We start from the raw sequence: 15,631 nt of genomic DNA on the forward strand, positions 1-15,631 counted from the left end.
TGGAGCGGGTGAAGGGAATCGAACCCTCGTATTCAGCTTGGGAAGCTGCTGCTCTACCATTGAGCTACACCCGCGTGCCCCCTAGGTGCCAAAATCGCGGACGGAACGCAAGGCCCCGCTGCGGCCGATCGCTGCGAAGGGCGATGGCCGCCATGGCTGCGGCCGGCCCGCCGCCTCGCGCCCGGGCCTGCGGCGTGAAGGCCGCTTCCGGGCCCCGTGCTAACGGGCTAGATTGGCGGCCATGAGCGAGGGAACCCCATCGGTATCGCCTGAGGAGCACGGCTCGCCCCGGCTCGGCCTGTGGCTTCTGGCGGGCGGCGGCGGCTTCCTGCTGCTGGCCGGGCTGCTGCTCTGGTGGCGCGAGGGCGACCGGCTGTTCACCGACGGGCTGATCGCCGCCATCCTCGCCTGCTTCTGACCGGAAGCGCCGTCCACCGGGATATTCGCCGTGAACCGCCGCCTGCTCCTGCCCTTCCTCGTCTTCGTGTTCGGTGCCGCGGTGCTCGCCGCCGCGGCCGTCATCACCTTCGCACCCCGTCCGGCGCAGGATGGCGGCAGCCAGGCCGCCAGCGTCGGCGGGCCGTTCGCGCTCACCACCGCCGAGGGCAAGACCCTGACCGACGCCGAGCTGCGCGGCGCGCCCTTCCTGGTCTTCTTCGGCTTCACCCATTGCCCGGACATCTGCCCGACCAAGCTGTTCGAGCTGTCGGAGGTGATGCGCGCCGCCGGCCCGAAGGGCGACAAGCTCAAGGCGCTGTTCGTCACGGTCGATCCCGAGCGCGACACCGCCGAGACGATGAAGAGCTATCTCGGCTCCTTCGACCCGCGCATCGTCGGCCTCACCGGCGACCGCCCGGCCATCGACGCGATGATCAAGAACTACCGCGCCTATGCCCGCAAGGTCCCGATGAAGGACGGCGACTACACCATGGACCACACGGCGCTGGTCTATCTGATGGGCAAGGACGGCAACTTCATCGGCGCCTTCAACATCGAGCGCCCGCCGGCCGAGGCCGCGCAGGAATGGCTGCGCCACCTCTGATCCGGCCTCTCCTGCCGTCCGGCCTGCGGGCCGATGACGGCGGCGCCTAGCTCAGCACCGCCCAGGCGAGCAGCCCCGCGATCACCCACAGCGCCCAGTTGCCCCAGCGGTTGCGCGCGGCCTCCGCCCGCCCGATCGCCTGCACGCTCGCCTCGTCGAGGGCGAAGCCGTGGCGCGAGGCATCCTCGAGCTGGCCGAGCACGCGCTCGGCCCGGCCGACCGTCTCCGGCAGCGCCGCGACGCTCGAGGCCAGCGAGCGCAGCCCGCGCCCGGCATCCTCGAGCCGGCCGAGCGGGCCAAGGTTCTGGGTCATCCAGTCGCGCACCACCGGCTCGGCCGTGGTCCACATGTCGAGATGCGGATCGAGCGTGCGCGCCACGCCCTCGACCACGACCATGGTCTTCTGCAGCATGACGAGCTCGGTGCGCGTCGCCATGTCGAACAGGCCGGTGATCTCGAAGAGCAGGGTCAGCACCTTCGCCATCGAGATCTCGTCGGCGCGACGGTCGTGGATCGGCTCGCCGACGGCGCGGATCGCCTGGGCGAAATCGTCGATCGCATGATGGGCCGGCACATAGCCGGCCTCGAAATGCACCTCCGCCACCCGGCGATAGTCGCGGGTGATGAAGCCGAGCAGGATCTCGGCGAGGAAGCGCCGCTCCTTCATGCCGAGCCGGCCCATGATGCCGCCGTCGACCGCGACGAGACGGCCCTGCGCGTCGACGAACAGGTTGCCGGGATGCATGTCGGCGTGGAAGAAGCCGTCGCGGATCGCGTGCTTCAGGAAGGACTGGATGACGATCCGGCCCAGCTCCTTGAGGTCGTGGCCGGCGGCGCGCAGTCCCTCGATGTCGGAGAGCCTGACGCCGTCGATCCATTCGTCGACCAGGATCTCGCGGGCGGTCAGCTGCCAGTCCGGCGCCGGCACGCGGAAATCCGCGTCCTCTCGGGTGTTCTCGGCGAACTCGGAGAGCGCGGCCGCTTCCAGCCGCAGGTCCATCTCCATGGTGACCGAGCGCGCCAGCGTCTCGACGACCGCGCCCATGCGCAGCCGCCTGGCCTCGGCCGAGCGCGCCTCGGCGAAGCGGGCGCCGAAGCGCATCGCGCCGAGATCGCGCTGGAAGCGGTCGCGGATGCCCGGCCGCAGGATCTTCACCGCGACCTCGCTGCCGTCCTTCAGCCGCGCCCGGTGCACCTGCGCGATCGAGGCGGCGGCCATCGGCTCGCCGAATTCGGCGAAGATCGCCTCGACGGGGCGGCCATGGGCGGCCTCGATCGCGGCGCGCGCCTGGGCCATCGGGAAGGGCGGCATCCGGTCCTGCAGCGCCGAGAGATCGGCGGCGATCTTCATGCCGACCACGTCGGGCCGTGTCGCGAGGAACTGGCCGAACTTGACGTAGGAGGGGCCGAGCCGGGTCAGCGCCGCGGCCAGCCGCGTCGCCGAGGAGCCGGCGCCGCGCCGCTCGATCAGCCGCCCGAGCGCGACGAGGCCGCGCGCCGCCGGCGGCAGAACGGACGGGTCGACGAGGGCGAGCGCGCCTTCGCGCGCCAGTACGAAGCCGACGCGGGCAGAGCGGGCGAGATGGACGACGGTGGAGATCATGCCGTCAGCAACGCGCGATGCGCCTTCCTCGTCATGGTCGGGCTCGTCCCGGCCATCCACGCCGTCTTTCGGGCAGCGCGGCGTTCAAGACGCGGATGCTCGCCACGAAGGCGAGCATGACGGCGGTGGGCTGTCACACCCGCGGTCTCGCTCACAGCTTCCAGCCGGAATGCAGCGCCACGACGCCGCCGGTCATCGGGGTGAAGCCGGCGCGGCGGAAGCCGGCCTGCGTCATCATGTCGGCGAAGACCTGCGGGCGCGGGAATTTGCGGATCGACTCGACGAGGTAGCGATAGGGCTCCGCGTCGCCGGTCACCATCCGGCCCATGGGCGGGATGAGGTTGAAGGAATAGGTGTCGTAGATCTTGTCGAGCAGCGGCACGTCGACATGGCTGAATTCGAGGCAGAGGAAGCGTCCGCCGCGCTTGAGCACGCGGTGCGCCTCCGCCAGCGCCTTGTCGATGCGCGGCACGTTGCGGATGCCGAAGGCGATCGTATAGGCGTCGAAATGGTTGTCGGGCAGGCCGAGCTCCTCGGCATTGCCCTGCACGAAGCGGATGCGCCCGTCGTCGGGAAAGCGCTTCTGCGCCCGCTCGCGCCCGACGCTCAGCATCTCGGCGTTGATGTCGAGCACGGTGACGTCGGTCAGCGGGCCGCCGGCCTCAAGCACCTTGAAGGCGACGTCGCCGGTGCCGCCGGCCACGTCGAGATGGTGGAAGGGCCGGTCGCGCGGCACTTTCAGCGCCGTCAGCAGCGCCTCCTTCCAGACGCGGTGGAGACCGGCCGACATCAGGTCGTTCATCAGGTCGTAGCGGCCTGCGACCTTGTGGAAGACATCGTCGACCTTGGCCTGCTTCTCGCCGAGCGGGACGGTCTCGAAGCCGAAATGGGTGGTGTCGCTGGCTGCTGTCACGGCGTGGAGCGCTCTTGTGTTCGGGTCGGGCGATGAATAGCGAAAGCCGTGGCCCTTGTCGCGGGCCCTCTCGACGCATGCTGAAGAGCGCAAGCCGATGCCCGAACTTCCCGAGGTCGAAACCGTCCGCCGCGGGCTGGAGCCCGCCATGCTCGGCCAGCGCTTCGCCGCGGTGTCGCTGCGCCGGGCGGATCTGCGCTTTCCGCTGCCGGAGCGCTTCGCCGAGCGGCTGACCGGGCGCCGGGTCGAGGCGCTGTCGCGCCGGGCGAAATACCTGATCGCCGATCTCGACGACGCGCAGGCGCTGGTGATGCATCTGGGCATGAGCGGGCGCTTCGTGGTCGAGGCGCCGGGCACGCCGCCGGCCGAGCCGGGCGCCTATTACAACGAGATCGGCCGGCATCTCCGGCACGATCACGTCGTCTTCGACTTCGGCTCGGGCGCCCGCGTCACCTATAACGACGTGCGACGCTTCGGCTTCATGGACCTGCTGCCGCGCAGCGGGCTGGAGACCAGCCGGCACTTCGCCGGCATGGGTATCGAGCCGCTCGGCAACGAATTGTCCGGCGAATTGCTGGCGGCGCTCTTCGCCGGCAAGCTCGCCCCGCTCAAGGCGGCGCTGCTCGACCAGCGGCTGATCGCCGGGCTCGGCAACATCTATGTCTGCGAGGCGCTGTTCCGGGCCGGGCTGCATCCGCAGGCACCGGCCGGCTCGCTGGTCGCGCCGGACGGCACGCCGCGCGAGAAGGCGCATCTGCTCGCCCGCATCATCCGCGAGGTGCTGGAGGAGGCGGTCGCGGCCGGCGGCTCGACGCTGCGCGACTTCGCCCATGCCGACGGCTCGCTCGGCTATTTCCAGCACCGCTTCAAGGTCTATGACCGCGAGGGCGAGCCCTGCACCACGCCGGGCTGCGGCGGCACGGTGTCCCGCCTCGTCCAGGCCGGCCGCTCGACCTTCTACTGCCCGCGCTGCCAGCCGGCTCAGCGCTGAGGCGGGGCCGGTGGCTGGCCGGCGCAATTGGCCAGGCTCTCGTCGATCAGGCCCCAGCTCGGGGCCGAGCCGGTCCAGATGAAGCCCTCGGGCCGGCCGAGCTCGGGTGTGTCGAGCGTGCCGGCGCGCACCACCATCATCTCGGGGCGGCCGGAGGACTGGCTGAACATCGGGGTGCCGCAGGCGCGGCAGAAGCGACGGCGCATGGTATTGCCGCTCTCGGCCCGGCCGACATGCTCGCCGAGCTCGCCCGTCACCGTGCAGGCATCGGCGCGGAAGACCAGGTTCACCGTGGCGTTGCCGGCGGCGAGATACTGGCAGTCGCGGCACCAGCAGGCCCGGCGCGCCAGCGGCCCGCTGGCGAAACTGTAGCGCACCGCCCCGCACAGGCAGCCGCCCGTCACCTCGGTCGTCGTCGTCATCGCCGGTTCCTTCCCGATATCCGCGCTTGCGTCCGGCGCAGACTGGCACGGCCGGCGCGATCTTGCGGATGCGGGCGCGCCCATGCGGTCTTGTGCGCCCGCGCATGGACTTCCCCGGCCCGCGCCCGCTAAAGCTTGCGGCCACAGCACGTCCGGGGAGACCGCCATGGCTTATGAGACCATTCTCGTCGAGGTGAAGGACAGGGTCGGCGTGATCACGCTGAACCGGCCGCAGGCGCTCAACGCCCTCAACGGCCGGCTGATCTCCGAGATCAACACCGTGCTCGACGGTTTCGAGCGCGATCCGCAGATCGGCTGCACCGTCATCACCGGCTCCGAGAAGGCCTTCGCCGCCGGCGCCGACATCAAGGAGATGCAGGAGCGCACCTGGCCCGGCACCTATCTCGACGACCGCTTCGCCGAATGGGACCGGATCGGCCAGCGCCGCAAGCCGATCATCGCCGCGGTCGCCGGCTTCGCGCTCGGCGGCGGCTGCGAACTCGCCATGATGTGCGACCTGATCATCGCCGCCGACACGGCCAAGTTCGGCCAGCCCGAGATCAATCTCGGCGTGATCCCGGGCGCCGGCGGCACCCAGCGCCTGACCCATGCCGTCGGCAAGGCCAAGGCGATGGACCTGATCCTGACCGGGCGCATGATGGATGCCGAAGAGGCCGAGAAGGCCGGGCTCGTCGCCCGTGTCGTGCCCTATGCCGAGCTGATGGAGGTGGCGCTCAAGGCCGCCGGCCAGATCGCCGCCAAGTCGCTGCCCTCGGTGCTCGCCGCCAAGGAGAGCGTCAACCGCGCCTCCGAGACGACGCTGGCCGAGGGGCTGCGCTTCGAGCGCCGGGTGTTCTCGGCGCTGTTCGCCACCCACGACCAGAAGGAGGGGATGGCGGCCTTCGCCGAGAAGCGCAAGCCGCTGTTCACCAACCTCTGATCCGCGATGACGCCGCTGCCCGCCGCGCATGGCGGAGGGCAGCGGACCCCCATGGCGTTCGCCGCCCCGGGCTGGCAGCATGCGCCGCCAAGCCCGAGGGAGCCGAGATGACCGAGACCGCCATTGCCCTGCCGACCTTCGCCGATGTCGAGACCGCCGCCGGGCGCCTCGCCGGCGTCGCCCACCGCACGCCGGCCCTGACCTCGCGCACCGCCAATGCCCGCACCGGCGGCAATCTCGTCTTCAAGGCCGAGAGCCTGCAGCGCATGGGCGCCTTCAAGTTCCGCGGCGGCTACAACGCCATCGCCGCGCTCTCGGCCGAGCAGCGCCGGCGCGGCGTGCTCAGCTTCTCCTCCGGCAACCATGCCCAGGCGATCGCCTATGCCGGCCGCCTGCTCGGCACGCCGACCACCATCATCATGCCGGAGGACGCGCCGGCGGCGAAGGTCGAGGCGACGCAGAACTACGGCGCCGAGGTCGTGCGCTACGACCGCTACAGCCAGGACCGCCAGGAACTGGCCGACCGGCTCGCCAGCGCGCGCGGCCTGACCGTGATCCCGCCCTACGACCATGCCGACGTGATCGCCGGGCAGGGCACGGCCACCCTCGAGCTGATCCAGGACGCCGGCCAGTTCGACGTGATCCTCGCCTGCGTCGGCGGCGGCGGGCTGCTGGCCGGCACGCTGCTGGCTGCCAAGGCGCTCAATCCCGGCTGCCGGGTCTATGGCGTCGAGCCCGAGGCCGGCAACGACGCCCAGCAATCGCTGCGCAAGGGCGAGATCGTTCGCATCGACGTGCCCAAGACCATCGCCGACGGCGCGCAGACGGCCTTCCTCGGCCAGCTGACCTTCCCGATCATCCGCGACCTGGTCGAGGACATCGTCACGGTGAGCGACGCCGCCCTGGTCGCCGCCATGCGCTTCTTCGCCGAGCGCATGAAGCTCGTGGTCGAGCCGACGGGCTGCCTGGCGGCGGCGGCGGTCTTCACCGGCGCCGTGCCGGTCGAGGGCAAGCGGGTCGGCATCCTGATCAGCGGCGGCAATGTCGACCTGCCGAGCTATGCCCGCTTCATCGGCGGCTGAGCAGGGTCGCGGGGCCTGTTCGCGATTCCGGCGTTGACTGCGCCCGGCCCAGCGACTATAGGCTCCCATCACTGCGACGGTCCGCTCCGGCTGGGCCGTCGCTCGCGCTTTCACAGATAGGATTTCCGGTCGCGTCCGCCGGCTTTCGGGCCAGGCATCGACCGTGATCAGGACAGGGACTGACGATGGCCAATACGACCTCGGCCAAGAAGGCCGCGCGTAAGATCGAGCGCCGCACCGCCGTCAACAAGGCGCGCCGCAGCCGCATGCGCACCTTCCTCCGCAAGGTCGAGGAGGCGATCGCCTCCGGCGACAAGGGCGCCGCGAGCGAGGCTCTCAAGGCCGCTCAGCCGGTGATCATGCGGGCGGCGCAGAACGGCGTGGTTCACAAGAACACCGCCTCGCGCAAGGTCTCGCGCCTGGCCCATCGCATCGGCGCTCTCGCGTCCTGATCCGACGCCGCCACGGCGGCGCCACGATCCGTTTCGACCCGGCTCCCACGGAGCCGGGTTTTTTCGTGTTCCGGGCACCCGGGATGCTGCGTGCCGCGTCGGTCCCCGAAGCCGATTCCGCAATATTTTCACGGTTTTAGGGACTTGACTCCTGCGGCGTTCCGCGGGGTCGAAATCAGGCTTTTCGGTCCTTTCGGCCGCTCAGAATTAGGCCATATTTTTCATCATCTTAGTGGGCAAAGCATTCGGTTTCGCCGAATCGCGGCGCTTCCATGGCCGTCCGCGCGGGCCCTTATGAAAAAAGAATCGGGGCGCGCGCGGCGCGCTTGCCGGCCCGAAAAGTCCAACGTCCCCAACTGATTGCAGGGGCCCCTTGCGCGGCGTCTCAGGCGGGTCCGTCGGCTGATTCGCGCGGGCCCCCGAACGGCCACTTGCCCCCGTTCGAGGCCGCCCTATAAGGTCACTTCATCGCCGGCCGGGCAGCGATGTCGGGCCGGACTTTCCAGAGATCGATGATCTTTTTGGCTTGCAACCAGGGGGTTGGAGGGATGGCGTTCTTTGTCTTCCACTGTTGATCAGATCGGGATGAAGAGCGGCCGCGTCCTTCGCCGGACCCTCTTCCGCTAGCAGAGACGAAGCGCTCGTTGGAGCGGCCCGCACCGCCGGTGACCACCGGTGGCGGGGAGGTCTTTGCTGTCACCAGAAGCGGCACTGCGGACCGGCCTCGTCGCCGGACCGCACAGGTGCGCCATACATATTGAACGGGGCGATAGACAGATGCTGGAGCGGACAGGGCGCGGCGATGGGGCGGGCACGATGACGGATTCCGTCGAGGCCGGAGTTGCGGCTGCCATCGGTGACAACTGGGACCGCGTTCGCCGCCGCCTGCGGGCCGAGCTGGGCGAGGACGTGTTCTCCAGCTGGTTCGCCCGGGTCGAGATCGCCGCGGTGGTCGAGGGCGTCGCCCATCTCACCGTCCCCACCCGTTTCCTGAAGAGCTGGCTCGAGGCCCATTACGCCGAGCGCCTGCGGGCGCATTGCATGGCCGAGCTGGACGCCCCCCACGGCGTCTCGCTGAGCGTGCGCCAGGTCGCCCGCGACGCGGCCGCCTCGCGCCCCGACCTGGCCTCGCTGCAGCGTCCGCGCCCGGCGCCGGCCCGCCCGGCCGCGGTCGAGGCTGAGGCGCCGGCCGCGCCGGCCCCCGCCGGTGAGCGCGACGTCATGGATGCCTGCGGCACCCTGCTCGACCGCCGCATGACCTTCCAGAGCTTCGTGGTCGGCAAGCCGAACGCGCTGGCCTTCGCCGCCGCCGAGCGCATCGCCGGCGCCTCGCAGGAGGCCACGCCCTACAATCCGCTCTACCTCCATGCCGGCGTCGGCCTCGGCAAGACGCATCTGATCCAGGCCATCGCCCAGGATGCGCGCCAGCACGGCAAGCGCGTCGCCTATTTCACCGCCGACCGCTTCATGTACGGCTTCGTCGCGGCGCTGAAGTCGCAGACCGCGCTCGCCTTCAAGGAGAAGCTGCGCGGCATCGACCTGCTGATCGTCGACGACGTCCAGTTCATCCAGGGCCGCTCGATCCAGCAGGAGTTCGGCCACACGATCAACGCGCTGATCGACGCCGGCAAGCAGATCGTCGTCGCCGCCGACCGGCTGCCGAGCGACCTCGAGACCATGGACGAGCGCATCCGCTCGCGGCTCGCCGGCGGCCTCGTCGTCGAGATCGGCGAGCTGGACGAGGCGCTGCGCGTCGAGATCCTGACCGGCCGGCTCGATGCGCTGAAGACCGCGCATCAGGGCTTCCAGGTCAATCCGGACGTGATCTCCTATGTGGCCCGCGCCGTGGCGACCAATGGCCGCGACCTCGACGGCGCCGCCAACCGCATCCTCGCCCATGCGACGCTGACCGGCGCCACCGTGACGCTGGAGACCGCCGAGGCGGCCATCCGCGATCTGGTGCGCACCCGCGAGCCGCGCCGCGTCAAGATCGAGGAGATCCAGAAGCTGGTGGCGACGCGCTACAATGTCAGCCGCGCCGACATCCTCTCCGAGCGCCGCACCGCGGCGGTGGTCAAGCCGCGCCAGATCGCGATGTATCTCGCCAAGGCGCTGACCCCGCGCTCCCTGCCGGAGATTGGTCGCCGCTTCGGCGGGCGCGACCACACCACGGTGCTGCACGCCGTGCGCAAGATCGAGAAGGCGATCGGCGAGGACCGTTCGCTGCACGAGGAGGTCGACCTCCTCAAGCGCATGCTGCAGGAGTGAGCCCGGGCGCGGCGTTTCGCCTGTGAGAGAACCCGCCGGGCGCCCTTGCGCCCGGGACGGGGCTCCGGCAATGTCGCGGGCCCTCTTTCTCGCCGCGCGCCGATGGCGCGCGCGCCAGCACGCCAGATAGAGCCATGAAGGTTACAGTCGAACGCTCCACGCTCCTGAAATCGCTCGGGCATGTCCATCGCGTCGTGGAGCGCCGCAACACGATCCCGATCCTCTCCAACCTGCTGCTGCGGGCCAATGAGGAGGGGCTGAAGCTCAAGGCCACCGATCTCGACATCGAGGTGGTCGAGACCGTGACGGCCGAGGTGGTCGAGCCCGGCGCCACCACCGTGCCGGCCCACACCCTCTACGACATCGTCCGCAAGCTGCCCGACGGCTCGCAGGTCTCGCTCGAGACCACCGGCGAGAGCGGCCAGATGGTGCTGCGCTCCGGGCGCTCGCGCTTCACCCTGCAGACCCTGCCGGAGAGCGATTTCCCCGACATCACCGCCGGCGAGATGGCGCATCGCTTCGTGCTGCCGGCCGGCGAGCTGAAGCGCCTGATCGACAAGACCCAGTTCGCGATCTCCACCGAGGAGACGCGCTACTACCTCAACGGCATCTACCTGCACACGATCGAGGTCGAGGGCCGGCCGCTGCTGCGCGCCGTCGCCACCGACGGCCACCGCCTCGCCCGCGTGGACACCGCCGCCCCGCAGGGCTCGGTCGGCATGCCGGGCGTGATCGTGCCGCGCAAGGCCGTCGCCGAGATCCAGAAGCTGCTGGAGGATGGCGACAGCGAGGTCCGCGTCGAGCTCTCCGCCACCAAGATCCGCGTCGCCGCCGCCGCGGTGGTGCTGACCTCGAAGCTGATCGATGGCACCTTCCCCGACTATCAGCGCGTCATCCCGGCCGGGAACGACAAGCTGCTCACCGTCGACAAGGGCGATTTCGCAGCGTCCGTCGACCGCGTCTCGACCATTTCCTCGGAACGCGGCCGCGCCGTGAAGCTCTCCATGGCGGATGGGCGCATGACGCTGTCGGTCACCAATCCGGATTCCGGCTCGGCGACCGAGGAGATCGAGGTCGAGTACGAGGCGAGCCCGCTCGATATCGGCTTCAACGCCCGCTATCTGATGGACATCGCCGCCCAGCTCGACGGCGACACCGCCCTGCTGAAGCTCGCCGATCCCGGCTCGCCCACGGTGATCCAGGACCGCGAGGGCGCCGCCGCGCTCTACGTGCTGATGCCGATGCGGGTCTGAGCGCCGGCGCTCTTGACCGCGGTCGCGCAGCTCACCCTCCAGAACTTCCGCTCCTATGCCGCCCTCGATCTCGCGATCGAGGGGCGGCTCGTCGCGCTCTGCGGCGAGAACGGCGCCGGCAAGACCAACATCCTCGAGGCGCTCTCGCTGTTCGCGCCCGGCCGCGGCCTGCGCCGCGCCGATCTCGCCGAGATGGCGCGCCGGCCGGGCGAGGGCGGCTTTGCCGTCTCGATCGGCCTCGCCGAGGAGGGCGCGCGCCTCGGCATCGGGCTGGAGGCGCCGGACGCCGAGGGCAGGCGGGCCAGGCTGGCGCGCATCGACGGCGCCCCGGTGGGCTCGGCGCTCGCCTTCAGCGACCATGTCCGGCTGGTCTGGCTGACGCCTGATCTCGACGCGCTGTTCCGCGGCCCGGCCGGCGATCGCCGCCGCTTCCTCGACCGGCTGGTGCTCGCTGTCGATCCCGGCCATGGCAGCCGCTCGAACGCGCTGGAAAAGGTGCTGCGCACGCGCAACCGCCTGCTCGAGGAAAGCCCCGGCGAGCGGCGTTGGCTCGACGCGATCGAGCGCGAGATCGCCGAGCTCGGCGTGGCGGTGGCCGCGGCGCGGGCCGAGACGGTGGCGCGGCTCTCGGCCATCATCGCCGCGACGCGCGAGAAGGCCTCGCCCTTCCCGCATGCCGATCTCCGGCTGGAGGGCGAGATCGACGACCTCGTCGCCACCCTGCCGGCGCTCGACGCCGAGGACGCCTATCGCGAGCGCCTCGCTGCCATGCGCCCGCGCGACAAGGCGGCCGGGCGCACGCTTGCCGGCCCGCAGGCCTCCGATCTCGCCGTGCGCCACGCTGCTAAGGACATCCCCGCCGGCCAGGGCTCGACCGGCGAGCAGAAGGCGCTGCTGATCGGGCTGGTGCTGGCCCATGCCCGGCTGGTGGCGGCGATGAGCGACCTGCCGCCTCTGGTCCTGCTCGACGAGATCGCAGCGCATCTCGATCCGCGCCGCCGCGGCGCGCTCTATGCCGGGCTGGTCGATCTCGGCTGCCAGGTCTGGATGACGGGGGCGGACCCGGCGCTGTTCGGCGATCTGCCGGCGCAGGCGCAACGCCTGCTGGTCACGCCCGGCCGCATCGACCTGTTGCCCTGAGGCGTGGTCAGCGGCCGCCGGCCGCCGCGATCAGCGCCGCGACCGCGTCCTGCCCGCGCTGGCGGGCATGGGCCAGCGGGGTGACGCCGTCGCGATCGGCGAGATTGGGATCGGCACCGGCGGCGAGCACCAGCTTCGCGACGCTCTGATGGCGCGGGCCGCCATTGCCGAGGATCACGATCTCCAGCAGGCAGGTCCAGCCGAGATCGTTGACGTGGTTCACGTCGATGCCGCTGGTCAGCAGCAGGCGCACCGTCTCGACATGGGCGCGCTCGCAGGCCGGGATCAGCGCATTGCCGCCATAGCGGTTGCGCAGGGTGAGATCGGGCTTCAGCGGCAGCATGGCGGCGATGATCTCGCTGCGCCCGCTCGCCCCGGCCAGGAGCCAGGGCGTGTCGCTGTTGACGGCCTGGGCGTTGAGGTCGGCGCCGGCGGCGAGCAGCGCCTTGGCGATGGCGCTGCGGTTTTCAGCCACCGCCAGCAGCAGGGGCGTGCGCCCCTGGCCGTCGCGCGTATCCAGCGCGGCGCCGCTGCCGATGGCGCGCTCGATACCGGGAAGGTCGCCCGCGGCGACCAGTGCGTGGAGATCGTCGCCCGCCATGGCCTGCATCCCCGTCGTCAGCGTCAGGGCGAGCGCCAGCCAGGCGGCGGCCGGCCTCATCGCCCCTCGTCCAGGAGGCGCCCGACCACGCGGGCGGTGTAGTCGACCATCGGCACGATGCGGGCATAGTTCAGCCGCGTCGGGCCGATGATCCCGACCACGCCGACGATGCGCTGCTCGCCGTCGCGGAAGGGGGCTGCGACGATCGAGGAGCCCGACATCGAGAACAGCTTGTTCTCCGAGCCGATGAAGATGCGCACCCCGTCGCCGGCCTCGGCCCGCGAGAGCAGGTCGATCATCTCGGTCTGGGCCTCGAGATCGGAGAAGAGCAGCCTGATCCGCTCGAGATCCTCCTGCGCCCTGAGGTCGTCGAGCAGGTTGGCCTGGCCGCGCACGATCAGCTGGCGGTCGCCCGACAGGCCCGACGAGGTCGCGACCCCGCTCTCGACCAGTCGCGCCGTCAGCCCGTCGAGCTCGCGCTCCATCTCGGCGCGGCTCTCCTCGATCTCGCGATGCAGCTCGGCCAGCGTCTTGCCGGCGATGCGGGCGTTGAGGAAGTTGCCGGCCTCGACCAGCGCCGAAGCCGGCAGGCCGGGCGGCAGGGCGAGGATGCGGTTCTCGACCGTGCCGTCGTCGGCGACCAGCACGACGAGGGCGCGATGGGCGTCGAGCCGCACGAATTCGATATGGCGCAGGCGGGCGTTCGCCTTGGTGGTGACGACGACGCCGGCCCCGCGCGATAGGCCCGAGAGCAGCACGGAGGCTTCCGCCAGCGTGGCGTCGAGCGTGCGCTGGCTCGCGGCGGCGCGGATCTGTGCCTCGATGCGCGCGCGCTCGTCGCCCGTGAGGTCGCCGACCTCCATCATCGCGTCGACGAAGAAGCGCAGGCCCCGCTCGGTCGGCAGCCGGCCGGCCGAGGTGTGCGGCGCGTAGATCAGCCCGGCCATCTCGAGGTCGGTCATGACGTTGCGCACGGTCGCGGGCGAGAGCGACATCGGCAGCAGGCGTGCGATGTTGCGCGAGCCGACCGGTTCGCCGGTAGTCAGATAGCCGTCGACGATCTGCCGGAAGATCTCGCGCGAGCGCTGGTCGACCGCGACCAGACCGCCGGGCGGCTCCGGGGGCCGGTGCAGGCTCATGCGGGGACCGTGCGCTTGCAGGACATCGCCTTATTGTCCACGCGGCGGCGGCGCGATCAAGGGGCGCGGCGCGATGCGGAGGCTGCGTCGGGCTGGGCCTCGAACAGCGCCTGCAGATGCGCGACCGGCTCGCCGATGAAGGACTGCACCCCGACCGCGACCTGGCCGGGCTCCAGAACCTGCTCGAAGCTAGACAATCCGGCGAGCGGCTCGCGCTCATCGCCCCAGTAGACCTTGCACAGCTCCAGCGCCTCGCCGAAATGCCCGGCGCGCTCGCGCCCCAGCACCTGGTCGACATAGTAACCGTAGATCAGGTACTCCGAGAACCGGCGCATGCGCCCGATCGCCGAGACCCAGTCGCGCCCGGCGCGCTCGGCGATCAGCGCGAGCATCGCCACGACATGCTCGCGGCGCCAGCTCACCAGATTGTTGATGTAGTCGTCGCTCGGCATCGCCGGCGCAGGCAGGCCGAGCAGGCTGGCGGCGTTGCGGCACCAGGCGGCGTGCTCGGTCATCTCGGCCCGGATGTGGCCCGGCTTGACGTAGAGCCTGACCGCTTCGCCCTGCGACAGGCTGGCGAGGTCGAAGGGCCGCAGGAACATCATGTCGGAATCGGCGAAGATCACCACGTCTTCCGGCATGGCGAGCGGCAAGGCGAGCTTGCGCAATTGCTGCGCGTGCCAGCCGCGCAGCGGCGGCACGCCGCGGCGCAGCGCGCCGAGACCGGTCCAGACCCGGCGCCGGCCGAGGCTGAGCGGATCGGGCCGCGCCTTCAGCCAGGCGGGAAGCAGCGCCGATTCCGGTAGCACGGTGCGGCGCGGGCCGGCCAGCGGCTTGAACAGCGGAAGGTCGGCATCCTCGACCAGGAGGTAATGCGTGCTGTGGCCGGAGAGATAGCGGTCGATGCTGGCGCAGAGCAGGCGGCAGCGCGCGAAGTCCCCGGCATGGCTCGGCGTCGCGATGGCGTAGCTGCGGCTCATCGCCGGCTTCGGCCGGTGCGCAGCTTGTGGATCAGGACACGCGCCAGGAAGAGCGGATTGCCGACGACATAGCGCCGCCAGAGCCGGCGCGGCTCGCGCGCCAGCCGGAACAGCCATTCCAGCCGCAGGCGGCGCATCGTCTCCGGCGCGCGCGGAATGTCGCCGGCTATGAAGTCGAACAAGGCGCCGACACCGGCGGCGATGCTGCAATGGGCGGCGCTAAGATGCCGCGCAATCCAGCGCTCCTGGCGCGGATTGCCGAAGGCGACCAGCAGCAGGTCCGGCCGGGCATCCTCCAGCCGGCGCAGCAGCGCGGTTTCCTCGGCCTGCGAGAAATAGCCCGGGCCGAGCACGGTGAAGTCGTGTGCCGGATGGGCCTGGCGCAGCACCTCGGCCGCGCGCTCGGCGACGCCGGGCCGTCCACCGAGCAGGGCGACGCGGCGCCCGCGCGGCTGGGCCGCCAGCAGCGCCGGGATGAAATCGGTGCCGTTGAGATTGGCCGGGAAGCCCCTGCCGTGCAGCAGGCGCGAGGCGATGTCCATGCCGACGCCGTCGGGCAGGATCAGGAAGCCGGCGAGCTGCGCCCGCAGCGTCGCGTCGCGCGCGGCGTGGTTGACCAGATTGGCGTTCGAGAAGGCGAGGCGCAGGAAGCGGCCTTCGTCCATCGCCTCGGTCAGGCTCTGCACCGCATCGGCGCGCGACAGGGCCGCGACCTGGACGCCGGCGATGTCGCGCGGCGGTTCGGACGGGTGCGGTCCGCGCGAGCGGCCGAGCGTCGGGTGGGTCACGGAAAGCGCGTTCATCT

General features: G+C 70.8%; 16 protein-coding genes and 1 tRNA gene. 9 read left to right on the forward strand and 8 right to left on the reverse strand.

What is annotated here, in order from left to right:
• A tRNA-Gly gene (locus ABE438_RS15350) sits at positions 1-74 on the reverse strand.
• Positions 75-241: 167 nt separating this feature from the next.
• Here ABE438_RS15350 and ABE438_RS15355 point away from each other — a divergent pair.
• Positions 242-418: a hypothetical protein gene (locus ABE438_RS15355; RefSeq protein WP_346503516.1), complete on the forward strand. Its 177-nt coding sequence runs from the start codon at positions 242-244 to the stop codon at positions 416-418.
• A 30-nt stretch (positions 419-448) separates the two neighbouring features.
• Complete coding sequence (locus ABE438_RS15360) at positions 449-1,042, forward strand: SCO family protein (protein WP_346503517.1); 594 nt, start codon at positions 449-451, stop codon at positions 1,040-1,042.
• A gap of 46 nt (positions 1,043-1,088) precedes the next feature.
• On the opposite strand, the gene ubiB is transcribed toward ABE438_RS15360, so the two are convergent.
• The gene (gene ubiB / locus ABE438_RS15365; RefSeq protein ID WP_346503603.1) at positions 1,089-2,645 is read right to left on the reverse strand and encodes a 2-polyprenylphenol 6-hydroxylase; all 1,557 of its coding nucleotides are present in this window, start codon (positions 2,643-2,645) and stop codon (positions 1,089-1,091) included.
• Positions 2,646-2,796: 151 nt separating this feature from the next.
• Positions 2,797-3,558, reverse strand: coding sequence for a bifunctional demethylmenaquinone methyltransferase/2-methoxy-6-polyprenyl-1,4-benzoquinol methylase UbiE (gene ubiE, locus ABE438_RS15370; RefSeq protein ID WP_346503518.1), 762 nt, complete (start codon positions 3,556-3,558; stop codon positions 2,797-2,799).
• A gap of 97 nt (positions 3,559-3,655) precedes the next feature.
• Here ubiE and mutM point away from each other — a divergent pair, with 97 nt between their 5' ends.
• Positions 3,656-4,549, forward strand: coding sequence for a bifunctional DNA-formamidopyrimidine glycosylase/DNA-(apurinic or apyrimidinic site) lyase (gene mutM, locus ABE438_RS15375; RefSeq protein WP_346503519.1), 894 nt, complete (start codon positions 3,656-3,658; stop codon positions 4,547-4,549).
• Here mutM and ABE438_RS15380 read toward each other — a convergent pair.
• Positions 4,540-4,971: a GFA family protein gene (locus ABE438_RS15380; RefSeq protein WP_346503520.1), complete on the reverse strand. Its 432-nt coding sequence runs from the start codon at positions 4,969-4,971 to the stop codon at positions 4,540-4,542. The two genes, mutM and ABE438_RS15380, sit on opposite strands and share 10 nt — an antisense overlap.
• Before the next feature lie 166 nt (positions 4,972-5,137).
• Here ABE438_RS15380 and ABE438_RS15385 point away from each other — a divergent pair, with 166 nt between their 5' ends.
• The 6 genes from ABE438_RS15385 to recF all read left to right on the forward strand — a co-directional run bounded on the left by ABE438_RS15385 (position 5,138) and on the right by recF (position 12,106).
• On the forward strand, positions 5,138-5,911 hold the full coding sequence (locus ABE438_RS15385) for an enoyl-CoA hydratase (protein WP_346503521.1): 774 nt from the start codon (positions 5,138-5,140) through the stop codon (positions 5,909-5,911).
• Between the two features lie 107 nt (positions 5,912-6,018).
• Complete coding sequence (locus ABE438_RS15390; protein ID WP_346503522.1) at positions 6,019-6,993, forward strand: threo-3-hydroxy-L-aspartate ammonia-lyase; 975 nt, start codon at positions 6,019-6,021, stop codon at positions 6,991-6,993.
• Between the two features lie 185 nt (positions 6,994-7,178).
• Complete coding sequence (gene rpsT / locus ABE438_RS15395) at positions 7,179-7,445, forward strand: 30S ribosomal protein S20 (RefSeq protein WP_346503523.1); 267 nt, start codon at positions 7,179-7,181, stop codon at positions 7,443-7,445.
• A gap of 816 nt (positions 7,446-8,261) precedes the next feature.
• Complete coding sequence (dnaA, locus tag ABE438_RS15400) at positions 8,262-9,713, forward strand: chromosomal replication initiator protein DnaA (RefSeq protein WP_346503524.1); 1,452 nt, start codon at positions 8,262-8,264, stop codon at positions 9,711-9,713.
• A 134-nt stretch (positions 9,714-9,847) separates the two neighbouring features.
• Complete coding sequence (dnaN, locus tag ABE438_RS15405) at positions 9,848-10,966, forward strand: DNA polymerase III subunit beta (RefSeq protein ID WP_346503525.1); 1,119 nt, start codon at positions 9,848-9,850, stop codon at positions 10,964-10,966.
• A gap of 12 nt (positions 10,967-10,978) precedes the next feature.
• Complete coding sequence (recF, locus tag ABE438_RS15410; protein ID WP_346503526.1) at positions 10,979-12,106, forward strand: DNA replication/repair protein RecF; 1,128 nt, start codon at positions 10,979-10,981, stop codon at positions 12,104-12,106.
• A 7-nt stretch (positions 12,107-12,113) separates the two neighbouring features.
• On the opposite strand, the gene ABE438_RS15415 is transcribed toward recF, so the two are convergent.
• From ABE438_RS15415 to ABE438_RS15430, 4 genes are read right to left on the reverse strand one after another with little or no spacing between them, the layout of a single operon-like run.
• The gene (locus ABE438_RS15415) at positions 12,114-12,767 is read right to left on the reverse strand and encodes an ankyrin repeat domain-containing protein (protein WP_346503527.1); all 654 of its coding nucleotides are present in this window, start codon (positions 12,765-12,767) and stop codon (positions 12,114-12,116) included.
• On the reverse strand, positions 12,764-13,846 hold the full coding sequence (gene hrcA / locus ABE438_RS15420; RefSeq protein ID WP_346503528.1) for a heat-inducible transcriptional repressor HrcA: 1,083 nt from the start codon (positions 13,844-13,846) through the stop codon (positions 12,764-12,766). The genes ABE438_RS15415 and hrcA overlap by 4 nt, the downstream gene beginning before the upstream one ends.
• 56 nt (positions 13,847-13,902) lie before the next feature.
• The gene (locus tag ABE438_RS15425; RefSeq protein WP_346503529.1) at positions 13,903-14,826 is read right to left on the reverse strand and encodes a DUF6492 family protein; all 924 of its coding nucleotides are present in this window, start codon (positions 14,824-14,826) and stop codon (positions 13,903-13,905) included.
• Positions 14,823-15,629 (reverse strand): WecB/TagA/CpsF family glycosyltransferase, encoded by an 807-nt coding sequence (locus ABE438_RS15430; RefSeq protein WP_346503530.1) that lies wholly within the window; start codon positions 15,627-15,629, stop codon positions 14,823-14,825. The genes ABE438_RS15425 and ABE438_RS15430 overlap by 4 nt, the downstream gene beginning before the upstream one ends.
• Positions 15,630-15,631: the final 2 nt, after the last annotated feature.

The organism is Allobosea sp. TWI1241 (genome assembly GCF_039673065.1).
Classification (GTDB): domain Bacteria; phylum Pseudomonadota; class Alphaproteobacteria; order Rhizobiales; family Beijerinckiaceae; genus Allobosea.